Consider the following 12,615-nt stretch of genomic DNA (forward strand, 5'->3'; position numbering starts at 1 on the left):
CAAGCTTGCGCGGTCGACCTCGCAAACGCTGCCGATGGTTGTTGGCCGATAAAGGCTATGACGCCGAAGCTTTGCGCCGCTACTGCGACCGGTATCGGATGCAGCCGGTGATTCCTCTGCGCAGCATGAAGCGTAAACCTAAGCCGGGGCTGCCGAGACTGTTTGATCGTCCCAAGTACCGGCAGCGCAATATCATTGAGCGCATGTTCGGCTGGTTGAAAGAGAACCGCCGCATCGTTACGCGCTTCGACAAGCTTGCGAAAAGTTATGCCGCGATGGTCTCGCTGGCCTGCGCCATGCGCTGTTTACGACATTACTTTTCGTACAGAGCCTAGCTTGACCTTTGGAATGTTTGTGACATAAACGGAGCGCTCATGAACGCCCCGCTAATGCTCTTCAGGATGGAGCTGACTTCAAGCCGCGCACTTGGACATGCAGTCACCGGCTGGTAGGGCAAGAGCAAAACGTCTGTTCAGAGATCCAATGGTGGGTTCTTCAGACAAATTACGGTCAACCGGCCTATACGTTTGACGACCGAGTCTACTCTGCGAGAGGCTCAAGATGAGGCAGTTGCCAAGTCCAACAATCACAAAACCTTAATTCCGCAGAGCGTCGGTGAAATGCTAAATGCTAGGTCAGCGCAACCGGCAGATAGCTCAAAGCTGAAACTGACCTGCATATGCCATAGGCTATTGATGCAAAAGCGGAGCGATATCAAATGGAAATAGCATATCCAAAGTCGATCTCACTCGCTGGCACTCCGCCACGCATACCCCAGTTCTCTGGCTCTTGCTCGACCAGTAGTATCAGCGGGGCATGCTCTGAAATATCGAGCTGCGCAGCGATTCTTTTACTGATCAACTGATAAAGCTGGCGCTTGGTTTCCAGCTTGCGTCCTTTGAAGACCGTGATTTCAATTTGGATGAACTCACTGCGATCTCCTGGGGAACGGAAGTGGTCTTTGTCATAGCAGACATAGCGTGCCTGGAGCTCTTCGTCACTGACCTTGAACACCGATTTCAAGCAACCATAAATTGTCTCGATTATGGCTTGTTGGGTCTCGGCGTCACGGTGTACAGGGTCTTCTACTCTAACGATTGGCATACTGACCTCAGTTCGAATGCGGCTTGGTCGCGGCGTGCAGGAGCTCCATCAGGAACTCGGCATGTTCGTGTTTTCGGTCGTCGAGTAACCACTGAAGCGCAGCTGACGAATCCGGCGAGGATTTGTCCTGGGAGAGTTTAAAGCGCCCTTCAGAATTTTCCGGCTTTATGACCAACCCAAGAATGTGTGGCAGGTTCGATATAACCCGAGGGTCGTGCTCGTCGACCTGAAAATCAGATTCCTGCTTTGCCAGCCTTTTCGCGGTTTGCTCGAGGATTTCCAGTTTTTGGTGGGGAGCGTCCAGCACCGTGATCTTTGCCTGCATGTGAACGGCAAGGTAATTCCAGGTGGGGAGCTGGCGGGAGACGTAAGCCTGTGGAGGAATGTAAGCCGAAGGCCCCATGAAGACGATTTGAGTACTCAGATATTGTTCGCCTTTGAACTGTGGGTTATTGCCGTCGACATGTCCGAACAACGAGCCATCCGGCTGACGCAATAGGGGAATGTGGCTACAAAAGAATTGGCCGTCCCGGTGTGAGGTGATCATTGCCAGCGGAAACGCATCAATGAAACGGTCAATCATTGCCTGATCTATGGAACGGTATTGAGGGTAATGAAATGGGCAGGCAGACATAGTATGTACTCTGATTTAGAAGATAAGATCAGGACGCAAGCACGGTGCGACGTTGTTTGCGGCGATCAAGTGCGATGACCATTTGCGCCAGCCAAGTCATGGCGTTACCGGCCTTGAAAGAGCCTGATGAGAGCAGCAGATGCAGGCCGTTGACTCCACAAAGTCGATCCATCAACGTTCGTCCCATCAGCATTGAAAGCGCAATGCCTCGACCGTTACAGCCACTCCAACCCATGATTCGTTCGTCATGATGGTGAATCATCGGCATACCGTCTGGAGTTAGGCCCACCCACCCGGCCCACTGTTGCTCAGGCTCTTGTACGACAGTGCCATAGAGGCGCTTGATGCGATCCTGGAGCAATGCACTGCAATCGGCAGAGTTCTGTAGCGGTAACGCGAAGCAGCCCGTCAGCAAGCTTTTACGCCCTAGGCGGCGTGCAAACCACATGTCTTTGCGGTTGTCTGAAAATGGCAGCAGGCCTCCACCAGAGTGCAGCTGAGGTACAGCGAAAGTCGCAAGCGTTAGGGCCAGCGGGCTAACTGCCCGCCGAGTCTTGCGGCTGGCGGCAGAACCATAGGCATTGCCGGCGATAAATACGCGTCCTGCCTTGATCTCACCCTGCTGAGTTTGCACCGCGATCCAGCGATCCTGCGGTCGAACATCGAGCGCACTGCAATGCTCGATGATCTGCCCACCTTTGCGGTTGATCGTGTCCGCCAGTTGGTACACGAATGCGAGGGGATTGATGGCACCAGCATCGCTAAAATGGAGGCCCTCGGCATACTCTGGAGTCCCTAATGAGGACTCCAGTGCTTCAGGCTCCATGGGTTCTACCTTGACCCCCAGGCGCATCCAATTCTTTGCCAGTTCAGCTGCCCCAGCCTTCGTAGCCCGAACCATTGGTTGTACCCAACCTTTGACCGTTATCTCCGATGGGGTGTACTCAAAAATAGACTCCGCTGTTTCGCGCAGAGCCGCCAAAAATGGCGCGGTATTCTCGCCTAGCAAGTGTTGGAGTGACTCCGGCGAGTGCCTCGATGGGATGGGTACAACGAAGCCCGAATTGCGACCGCTTGCCCCAGAGCCGACGTACCCGGCCTCCAACACGGTTACCGAGTAACCAGACTCAAGCGCCCGTAGCGCTGCCGCCAATCCACCAATTCCTGCTCCTACTATCACGACGTCACTTTCAAACGGAAGGTTACCGGCGCGAGCGGTGCGGCAGGGCAGCTGTGTTTGCCAACAAGAGGGCGCCGCCAGCATTTCGCTTATGGCGAGTTTACGCATGGCGCTGTTCCCTGGCCTTCAAGTTGCTGGCCAGTGATTGCACAATGTTTTGTGAACGTAACGCCAGCAAGCTGAACGAGCCTGCGTCGCCCATGCCATGCGAAGACTCGCACAAGCCGTTGAGGTAGGTGGGTAGGCCGTTGTGCAAGTCGACCCGATAATCCCTGGCAATGGTCAACGTGTCGATTTCATTTTCACGGGCGATTGGGGCCAGCAATCTCGGGAACGGTTCCTGACGGTCTCCGGCGCCAAGGTCAAGGAAACCCGTGGCCAGAATAACCAAATCGAACGACTGGCTATGAACGATCCCTTGAAGATACTGCCGACTTTCGATTTGCACCCCGTTAGGGGTAGGTATGCAGCCGACCATGTCCTCACACGTTCGTAGCTGCAACAGACCTTCACCTTGCAGCATTTGCTCATACTTACGTACATAGAGCTGGTTTAGGACATCGATGTCGGCAGACGAATAATTGGTATGCACCAGTTCCTGACGTAACCGCGCCTTATGTTCTGCGCTGGCGTTGTGGAACGTGTCGACGAATGAGGGGAAGTAGACCTCGTCGGAAAACGGGCTTGTATCCTTCTGGCGATAGCCAAAATTACGTGTGAACCCCACGACCTCTCGTACTCCAGTGTGACCACTGGCGTGAAGCAAAATCTCTACCGCACTCTGACTGCCGCCGACTACAGCTACCCGGCATCGCCCATTGGTGGCTGCCACAGCTTCGGCGAGGGCAGGCAAGTAGTCGTTCAAATGGCGTACGCGTCGATCTTTGATGTCCACGAAAGGGGCCGGAATGTGAGGCGTACGGCCAGGGGCGAGCACCAAAGAACGAGCATGAAATACCCGGCCATCGACGCAACACACTTTGTAGTGGGCGCCTTCGCCATTCGGTGGGTTGACTGCTTCCACCGATGCAGCTTCACAGCCGTAGGCGACTTTATCGTCAAAGAAATTTGCAGCCCAAGAAACGTACTGGGCATATTCCGCACGCAGGGGATGATGCAACGGAAGGTTCAAATGCTCATAAAGGCGATCTTGTTCAAACAGGAAGTTCGTGAAGCTGTAACGGCTACGCGGATTGCGCGGGGTCACTAGATCTCGCAACGGATGATTCTGGATGTCTGAGCCCGGCAGCAGCATGTTCGGCTGCCACAATGGGCCCAAGCGCTTTTCAAGAAATTGCACGCTCATGCCCGGAGCCAATTCTTCCAGGGCGATTGCCAATGCGATGTTTGCTGGGCCAAATCCTATTCCCAGTACATCTAGGATCTTTCCAGGAGTGTTCATGCCTGCACCTCCGCATGGCGAGTAAGTTTAGTGATCTGAGTTGAACTGACCATTTGTGAGGCCAGAGCACGGTCAAGCCGCTCTAATACCAGGTCGACTTCAGAGCTGGTGATTACCAAGGGCGGGAGGAAGCGCAGCACTGCGCCATGGCGTCCTCCCGTTTCAATAATCAGGCCCTCGTTCAGACAGGCACGCTTAACACTTGCAGCTATGGCTCCAGCCGCCTGCGGGTGACCTAGTGCATCGACGCTGCCATCCGGTTCAATCATTTCCATGCCGAGCATCAAACCCCGTCCACGAACGTCACCGATGCATGGATAGCGCTTCTGGAGCTGCAACAGGCCTTGGCGTAGCTGTTCACCGACAACCTTGACGTGTTCCAGCAGCCCTTCTTTTCTGATGAACTCCAAGGTCGCGGCTCCGCTGACCAACGCGATCTGATTGCCCCTGAACGTACCGGTGTGTGCTCCCGGCTTCCATTGGTCGTACTGATCTAAATACAGCAACAACGACAGTGGGTAGCCACCACCGATAGCCTTTGAAAGCAGAATGGCGTCTGGCACGATATCCGCCTGCTGGAAGGCAAACAGGTCTCCACTGCGACCAACACCGGCCTGGATTTCGTCAATGACCAGTGGAACATCGTACCGTTGGGTGATTTCCCTCACCTGGCGCAGCCAATGCGCGCTTGCTGGAATGCAGCCCCCTTCGCCCTGTATTGCCTCGAGTAAAACCATCGCCGGTTTGCCAATGCCACTTTCCGGATCGCTGAGGGCGTTTTCTAGGCAAACGAGGCTGAGTCGTTCTGTCTCTTCCGAACTTGTGCCTGCGCCAAATGGGCTGCGATATACGTAGGGGTAGGGCAGAAAGTGCACTTCGCCAGGCAGGCCAGTAATCTCTTGTTTGGGGGTCAGGTTGCCCATCATGCCTAGTGTGCCGTGAGTCATACCGTGATAAGCACCCTGAAATACGATGATCGGACGGCGTTTCGTCGCGGTTTTGAAGAGTTTGAGGGCAGCCTCGGCGGCGTCGGCTCCCGTAGGCCCACAGAACTGGATCTTCGCTCGTTTGGCAAAGGCCGGGGGAAGCATCTCGTAGAGCTCCTGGACAAAATGCAGCTTTGCCGGGGTCGCTATATCGAGGGCCTGTTGCAACTGCCCGGATTGCAAAAACTGGATGACGCGTTGCTGCACAAATGGGTGATTGTGACCAAGGGGAAGAGCACCTGCGCAAGCAAGGCAATCCAGGTAACGGCGCCCATCGATGTCGACAACTTCAGTGCCTGCACCTTTGCTCAGAACTTTTGGGATATTCCGGGCGTACGTCCGGGCATTGGATTCACGACGCGTGAGAAAATCGATAGATGATTCAGTCATGGTTGACATTCCTTGTCAGATGGAAACAGATTCAATGACCTGAGATTGTTGATTGGTGGATGCTGCTTCACCCAGCGCACGGATCCAGCGGCGGTACTCAATGCCCATTCGATCACTTACCACGTGCATTTCCGCGTGGGGGTCTAGTGGCAGGCGGGCGGGGCGCTGGGATTCGACAATACGGCGATCCTGTTCGAAAACAATATTCTGCCGAGAAAGGATCTGTTCGAGCGTCAGATCCTGGCCAAAGTTAATAGCGACTATCAGCCAGATAACGCATTGAGATTCATCCACCGGAGTGGCGTTGAAAAAGGTGCAGAAGCGTTCCGTTTCACCGGTTTTTTTGACGAAATATGCAGTCGTAGGATTCAGGACTGAATAGGTATAGCGGGCATTAACCGGTATGCCACGATGGTCGCCGTACGGTTGAAAGACGCAAATTTCAGAAGAGTGCAGGCCATGTTCGTCTTCCTTCACGTTGTACCGCTTCAGCGGTTCAGGTGCGTCCGGTAAACCATTGAGATTGGCATGCACAAAGGGAAAGTGTGACGCATCGATGAAGTTTTCGAGTGAGCGCAACGCGTTTGCGTTGTAAAGGTATGGGCCCGCAAACACCTTGCGGAAGCTGTCGTCATGCCACTGTGGCAATTCAGGCAGCGGTCGCAGCGGTTTCTCCAGGCTCACCCAGATGTATCCGTACCGCTCTTCAGCAAAGTGGCGAAAAATTAGGCGCTGAGATGAGGGGCCTTTTCGCTCTGGATGTGCAGGAACTAACGTGCATTCGCCTTGGCTGCTGTAGCGCCACCCATGATAAGGGCACTCGATCTGCCCTTGTTTGACGCAACCAAGTGACAGTTTTGCACCTCGGTGGCCGCAGTAATCCTTCCAAGCATTCACTTTTCCTTGGTCGTCTCGCCATAAGACCAATTCCTCGCCAAGTAAGCGCACAGCCTTGGGTTGATCGGCGCCGACATCCGTACTCAGGCAAACCACATGCCATTGCCCTGCGAGCGCCCGGTAATCGAGTTCGTTGGGATTCCATTCGCCTTTGTATAACATGCCATCTCCTTGTAGTGCATATTAGCTAAAAATCTGTTTTTACAAATCGTCGAGTGCCAGATACTTTGCTGTTTGAATAATCAACTCGCGCTCAGAAAAGCTCGTCAATTCAGCCGCCATGGCATGGCTATCTCCAGAACGCTGGAGTTCAACCAGGGTCTTTTTCATAGCATGGATGGCTGCTCGCTGCAGATCCGATGGCACGATGACAAGTTGATAACCGAGTTCTGCAAGTGCTGGCAGAGAAACGAGAGGAGTTTTACCACCATAGAACATGTTCATAAGCTTAGGCCCAGGAAGCCGTTGGGCAATAATCTGAATTTGTTCCAGCGTTTCCGGCGCTTCTACAAAAATCATATCGGCACCAGCATCAACGTAACGTTGCGCCCTAACAAGCGCTGCTTCGAAACCTTCAATCGCAATCGCGTCGGTTCGCGCAATAACCAAGCAATTAGCGTCTTGCAAACTAGCACGCGCTACTTTGATCTTCTGGCACATTTCTTCAACATCGATAAGCGACTTGTTATCTAAGTGCCCGCATCGTTTAGGGAACGTTTGATCTTCTAGATGGAAGGCTGCTACACCGATCCCTTCCAATGCTCTCACGGTGCGTTGCACGTTGGCAGTTCCGCCAAATCCAGTGTCCGCGTCTGCGATAACGGGGATATCGCTGGCTTCTACAATTTTTTCAATCCGCTCGATAACTTCAGAAAAGCTCAGTAACCCGATATCGGGATAACCAGAAGATCTGGCGATAGCGCCCCCACTTGCATACACAGCGTCAAAACCCGCCAGACTTACTAGTCTTGATGACAGGCCATCATAGGCGCCAGGAGCCATAATGGTTTTTCCAGAATTCAAAAGATCGCGAAGAGCTTGAGCACTTTTCAATTGCAAACCTCACTACAGATGGTTAATTCCAGGCAGTCGTGCTGGATGTGTTTTTAACTGATACCAAAATAGGCTCGGTACACAAGAGTAATACCGCTAACCAATATGATAATGTTTATTAGCTTGGTGAATGTGTTGCGAGACATTTTAAATGAGATATGTTCGCCAGCCCAAAGTCCTAGCAATAAGGCTGGCAATAAGTAGATCGCAGTCACAACTAACGCAAGATCGGCGTAGGCCCCTGCTATGGTGAGCATGGTAATGCGTACGAGCGTGCTAATTCCTATCAATGTGCTTTGAGTGGAGCTTGCTTCCTCTTTTGTGCTTGTCCTGCCATTCAAATATATCGCGTAGAGGAAGCCGCCGCTGCCAAACAGGGCGCCAAACAGCCCGCCGCCTACACCCAAGGGCATCGCCCACGCCGGAGATATGTAACTAGTTTTTACAGGCTTTGTGAGCATATACAATGCGTATAAGGTTACGAAACATCCCATCGCGAGCATTAAGACGTCAGATTTGGCTTTTAGTAGCACCGCTATACCAGCCATGCTACCAATGGCCATAAATGGCACCAGCCTTGTAAGTTCAATGCGCACGACATGCTTATGAGAACGCGCTAGCTTTCCAAATGCTGCCACGCAGTCAAGAAGCACTAGTAGGGGGATCGCTTGCGACAGAGGCATGTAATTCACCAACACAGGCCCCGCGACCAGCGCCGTCCCAAAACCTGCGATAGAAAAAATTACGTAAGACAGGCTGATGGTGACGAACATTATTGCCAAGGTTGCGTTGTCRAATGGGGCGTGGAGAAAAGCGTCTGGCATTATCGAGATCTCCCTAGTGTGTTGGTTCATCACCCTACCCAACAGAGCAGAAATCTACTAATATGAAAAAGTCACATTTCTGATCACATTTTGGCATAGCTCTTATGATATCAATGAAGCAGTTGCGATATTTTGTAGAAATCGCGGAACATGGAAGCTTCAGTGGCGCAGCGCAGAGACTATTTATTGCTCAATCCGCGCTAAGTCGACAAATGAAGGAGCTAGAAAGTAACCTTGGGGCGCTTTTGTTCGAGCGCACCGCAAGGCAGCCTCAGCTAACACATGCTGGCTTAGCCTTCTTGCCAAGAGCAAAAGCAATTTTAATCGACGTCGACAGCGCAGCTCGACTGGCTACTTCGGTAGGTAATGGCCAAAGCGGTACTATACGGCTTGGCCATGCCAGCACGGTACCGCTTATAGGTAGGTTAAAAGAGGCGCTTGGGGTTTATCTGGACGGCATGAGCGATGTTAATATCGAAGTGTCGGAAGAGTCTTCAGAAATGCAACTAATGAATTTGGTTAATAATCGTATTGATGTGGGGTTGTTTCGGCTGCCGGTTTTACATCAATTAGATGACATTAAGCTTGTTACCTTGTTTAGTGAGAAGGTTGTCGTGGCAGTCGGCCAAGCTCATCCTCTGTCATCAAGACAATCTATATCACTTGCCGAGTTGCGAGATGAGCCATTCGTTTCGATAGCGCATCCAAAACGCGGCGGRCTTAGTTATCTGTCTTTTGAACTTTGTGCTCGCGCAGGATTTACTCCGAAGTCAGCGCAGGTTTATTCGTTAAAAACCACGCAATCGTTGCTTATCCAGGCCGGATTCGGCATAGCTCTGCTTCCCGCTTCGATGGTGAAAGCTTCTTCCTTGCATGCCATTGATATAACAGATGAGGGTTGTGAAAGCGGGGTCGTTCTTGCTCATCACGAGCGAAATTCCACTCTGGTCGCAGCTTTCGTTGAGCACTTTCGAGATGCATTTTCCGTCGATTGAAGTTCAGCGTTATAGCACGGTAGAGAGTCGAAAATAATCGATAACGTTCGCCAAAAGCGGCCTGCTTGTTGGCGCCGACGCCGAATTGACCCAGTTGCCAAGATATCACTGACCCGCTCAGACTCCTCGCGAACCACTACCTTTGCTGGATTTGTGTTGATTTGAAGGTGGGTTAGACTCGCATCAGCACGTAGGTCAATTGGTCGCGTTAGGAATGGCAGTCACAGCACCGGGTCGAGACCGGCGATGGGCACGGCAGCGAGCACCTGCGTCATGATTCGATCACCGTTGCTGTGACGTCTCAGGCCCCGTTTGAGAAGCCGCAACGGATTGGGCAGATCGGCAAACGGTGCGCCATTGCGCAGTGCACCCGGCTTGCGTTCGATGAGTGGGATGTAATGCTGCCAGTCAAAACTGACCTGATCTCGATCAAAGAGGCGCTCGTGGCTGGCAATCATCGTTTCATCGGCGATGACCACGATCCGGAATGGGTAAAGACGGCTGCTGACCCACTGGCCGACTCGCTCACAAGGCACCGAATAGCGATTTCGCGCCACGCTGATCAGGCAGGTGCTGGAGACCCGTACGGTGCGCTCGACGTAGCCATCAAAGGCCGTCGGCATCGGCATCATTTCGACCCGTTCCAGCTCCAAAACTTCCGCCACCGTAAGTCCGTTGTACTGCGGATGCAGCAGCTCGCTCCAGAGCGCACGACAGCGTTGGCCGAGCCAGGCATTCAGTTCCTCGAAGGTGTGGAACATGCAGTTTTGAGCGTCAAGCCAAATGCGCCGTCGACTGTCTTGAACGTTCTTCTCGACAATGCGCTTTTCCCAGCCAGAGGCTACGTTGCAGAAATCCGGATCGAACAGGTAGTGCGCACACATCACGGAAAACCGGGCATTGACCGTGCGGCCCTTGCCTTTATTGACCTTGTCGACAGCCGTTTTCATGTTGTCGTAGATGCCGCGACGCGGCACGCCACCTAACGCTCCGAACGAGCGTGTATGGGCATCGAAGAACATCTCGTGACCTTGGCTAGGGTACGCAACCAACCAGAATGCGCGACTGGCGCAAAGCTTCATGTGGGAGACCTGTATGCGTCGAAACAGGCCACCGATCAGCAGCCCTTCTTCGCTCCAGTCAAATTGAAAAGCTTCACCGAGCGCAAACGTCAGCGGTACAAAAGCTCGTAAAGACTTGCCTTGCTCACCTCGCCACGAGCGTACAAACGCCGTGAGCTGGCTGTAGCCGCCGTCATAACCCTCGGCCTTGATCTGCTCGAAAAGTGCTTTGGCGCTTCTGCGATTGTGCTTTGCCCGGAACGAATCGGCTTTCAGCGCCTGTTCCAGCGTGTCGTGGAAAGGGCTGAGTTTGTTGAAGGTCGCGCACCGCTGGTACGCCGGCTGAGTGGCTTCGGGCGCTCTGACCCATTTTCGGATGGTGTTTCTCGACAGCCCGGTACGCTTGGCTATCTGGTGCAGTGAGAGCTTGTCGCGGAAGTACATCCGCCGGATTTTTCCCAACATTTCCATGCTGATCACCCTGTGTTCTCCTGCTCGGAAAGTGAGCAGAAGCAGTTGAACACCTGGGTCAGTTTTCAGTCGGCAGAACAGCCTTTACTGGGTCAGTTTTCGGTCAGCGGCAACAGAAGTGAATGTCGCTATCAAGTAATTCAATGCCGTTGTCCTCTAGCGAGAAGCGCTGGCTACCCTGGTTCGGTAAAACTGGAAAAATCATGATGGGCTGGTCGTGTTGGCTCAATCAGTCCGCTTACCCGGTGATTGAACAAACATTCGAAGCCATCACTGAAACCCGTGTGCAGTTGCTGCAAAACTGGACGCGCGAGCAATGGGAGCACCTGGCTGAACTGGCGGAAAACCTCGGCCGTAATTTCGCCCATCTCGACAGTTCCTCGTTGATGGACAAACTCAGCCAGGCAGAAGATTTTTCGGAGCTGTTTGTTGTTGACGCCAGCGGTAATGTCGTCGCCTCGACTTGGAATCGGCGCGGCAAAACTCGGCTTGAGCAAACCCGTGCCTTGGCCGAAGGGTTGAAGGCGCCGTTTCTTCACGGCCCTTACAGCGATCCATTGACCTTGCAAATCGGTCCGTCGTCTTCCCGCTTCCACGATGAAGTCACGCTGATGTTCTATCAGCCCCTGAAAGTCGAGGGAAAGGTCCTTGGCTGCCTCTGCGGTCGCGTGCCCAACGATGTGCTGGGCGATCTCATCCAGCGCGAGGCCGGGCACATTTTTACCGAGTCGGGCGATAACTATCTGTTCATGGCGCAATCGCGTTTTGATCCCGCTATAGAGCCGGGAACCGCCTTATCACGCTCGCGTTTCGAGGACGGAACATTCACCCATGGCGAAAATCTGAAAAGCGGTGTGCACACGCCATGGAGGACCGTACAAATCCAGCGACACACTGAACTGGAGCTGCGCTTTACGGATCCGGCGACGCAGCAACTGCACCCGGGCGTACGCGAGACCATCCGCTTGGGTTCCAACCTGTTCGTGACATATCCCGGTTATTCGGACTACAGGCACATTCCAGTGGTCGGCAAGGGCGTCACGTTTCAGTTGCCTGGATCACCAGACCGCTGGGGCATGATGTGTGAAGCCGATCTGGAGGAGGTCTACCGCCGGCGCTCCCTCAGTTATGGTTTGATGAAACCTTACATCGCGACCATGACCGGACTCTTTGCCTGCAATTTCATGGTCCAACATTCCAGTGGCCTGGCGCAGGGTATGATCGATACCGTCGAGGTTTTGAGCATGTTGTGCGCCACGGTCCTGTTCAGCCTGCTCGGGCCTAAACGTCTCGCGGCGAGGTTGAGTGAGATGACGAGTGTTATCAGGACCATTGCCGAGGGCGAGGGTAATCTTCGCCAGCGGTTGGACACAACGCGAATGGCCAACGACGAAACCGGGGACATGGGGCGTTGGATCAACAGCTTCATCGACCACCTGGACTCGGTGGTCGGGCAGGTGGTGAAGGCCAGCCGCAATGTCGGCACCACCAACCTGATGATGCTCGGGCGCAGTCAGGAAGCCAGCGTCGGGTCCACCGAGGTCGCCGAAGCGGTGCATCGCATGATGATTATCGTTGAAGATCAATTGGGCGAGATCCAGCAAGCATCTGCAAGCGC

General features: G+C 53.5%; 10 protein-coding genes and 1 pseudogene. 2 read left to right on the forward strand and 9 right to left on the reverse strand.

The genetic code is table 11. From position 1 onward, the window contains the following. The coding region (locus AB4Z35_RS16570; protein ID WP_442098153.1) for a transposase at window positions 1-335 on the forward strand (335 nt) is incomplete at its 5' end. Window positions 336-714: 379 nt separating this feature from the next. Here AB4Z35_RS16570 and AB4Z35_RS16575 read toward each other — a convergent pair. The 8 genes from AB4Z35_RS16575 to AB4Z35_RS16610 are packed head-to-tail and all read right to left on the reverse strand — an operon-like array spanning window position 715 to window position 8,470. After that, the gene (locus AB4Z35_RS16575) at window positions 715-1,104 is read right to left on the reverse strand and encodes a tautomerase family protein (protein WP_442098154.1); all 390 of its coding nucleotides are present in this window, start codon (window positions 1,102-1,104) and stop codon (window positions 715-717) included. 7 nt (window positions 1,105-1,111) lie between these two features. Further along, window positions 1,112-1,738 (reverse strand): FMN-binding negative transcriptional regulator, encoded by a 627-nt coding sequence (locus tag AB4Z35_RS16580; protein WP_442098155.1) that lies wholly within the window; start codon window positions 1,736-1,738, stop codon window positions 1,112-1,114. A 28-nt stretch (window positions 1,739-1,766) separates the two neighbouring features. Then, window positions 1,767-3,026, reverse strand: a complete 1,260-nt coding sequence (locus AB4Z35_RS16585; RefSeq protein ID WP_442098156.1) for an NAD(P)/FAD-dependent oxidoreductase — start codon at window positions 3,024-3,026, stop codon at window positions 1,767-1,769. Continuing rightward, complete coding sequence (locus tag AB4Z35_RS16590) at window positions 3,019-4,320, reverse strand: SidA/IucD/PvdA family monooxygenase (protein WP_442098157.1); 1,302 nt, start codon at window positions 4,318-4,320, stop codon at window positions 3,019-3,021. The genes AB4Z35_RS16585 and AB4Z35_RS16590 overlap by 8 nt, the downstream gene beginning before the upstream one ends. Then, window positions 4,317-5,696 carry a diaminobutyrate--2-oxoglutarate transaminase family protein gene (locus AB4Z35_RS16595; protein WP_442098158.1) on the reverse strand — a complete coding sequence of 460 codons (1,380 nt, stop codon included), beginning with the start codon at window positions 5,694-5,696 and terminating at the stop codon, window positions 4,317-4,319. Before AB4Z35_RS16595 ends, AB4Z35_RS16590 begins: the two co-directional genes overlap by 4 nt. Before the next feature lie 15 nt (window positions 5,697-5,711). Continuing rightward, entirely contained in the window at window positions 5,712-6,755 is a 1,044-nt protein-coding gene (locus tag AB4Z35_RS16600) for an aromatic ring-hydroxylating dioxygenase subunit alpha (RefSeq protein WP_442098159.1), read from the reverse strand. A gap of 39 nt (window positions 6,756-6,794) precedes the next feature. Then, on the reverse strand, window positions 6,795-7,646 hold the full coding sequence (locus AB4Z35_RS16605; protein ID WP_442098160.1) for an isocitrate lyase/PEP mutase family protein: 852 nt from the start codon (window positions 7,644-7,646) through the stop codon (window positions 6,795-6,797). A gap of 53 nt (window positions 7,647-7,699) precedes the next feature. Further along, window positions 7,700-8,470 (reverse strand): sulfite exporter TauE/SafE family protein, encoded by a 771-nt coding sequence (locus AB4Z35_RS16610; RefSeq protein ID WP_442098161.1) that lies wholly within the window; start codon window positions 8,468-8,470, stop codon window positions 7,700-7,702. A 104-nt stretch (window positions 8,471-8,574) separates the two neighbouring features. On the opposite strand from AB4Z35_RS16610, the gene AB4Z35_RS16615 reads away from it, so the two are divergent. Then, window positions 8,575-9,465: a LysR family transcriptional regulator gene (locus AB4Z35_RS16615; RefSeq protein ID WP_442098163.1), complete on the forward strand. Its 891-nt coding sequence runs from the start codon at window positions 8,575-8,577 to the stop codon at window positions 9,463-9,465. A 224-nt stretch (window positions 9,466-9,689) separates the two neighbouring features. Here the strand turns inward: AB4Z35_RS16615 and istA are convergent. Then, window positions 9,690-10,997: pseudogene (gene istA, locus AB4Z35_RS16620) on the reverse strand (IS21 family transposase); the annotation flags it as partial. Between the last annotated feature and the right edge of the window lie 1,618 nt (window positions 10,998-12,615).

Source organism: Pseudomonas sp. KB_15, from assembly GCF_052114525.1.
Taxonomy (GTDB): domain Bacteria; phylum Pseudomonadota; class Gammaproteobacteria; order Pseudomonadales; family Pseudomonadaceae; genus Aquipseudomonas.

Coding starts and splice junctions, on each gene's coding strand:
- AB4Z35_RS16590 (WP_442098157.1), bottom strand. CDS start 4,320: ATGAACACTCCTGGAAAGATCCTAGATGTACTGGGAATAGGATTTGGC.
- AB4Z35_RS16585 (WP_442098156.1), bottom strand. CDS start 3,026: ATGCGTAAACTCGCCATAAGCGAAATGCTGGCGGCGCCCTCTTGTTGG.
- AB4Z35_RS16600 (WP_442098159.1), bottom strand. CDS start 6,755: ATGTTATACAAAGGCGAATGGAATCCCAACGAACTCGATTACCGGGCG.
- AB4Z35_RS16580 (WP_442098155.1), bottom strand. CDS start 1,738: ATGTCTGCCTGCCCATTTCATTACCCTCAATACCGTTCCATAGATCAG.
- AB4Z35_RS16575 (WP_442098154.1), bottom strand. CDS start 1,104: ATGCCAATCGTTAGAGTAGAAGACCCTGTACACCGTGACGCCGAGACC.
- AB4Z35_RS16595 (WP_442098158.1), bottom strand. CDS start 5,696: ATGACTGAATCATCTATCGATTTTCTCACGCGTCGTGAATCCAATGCC.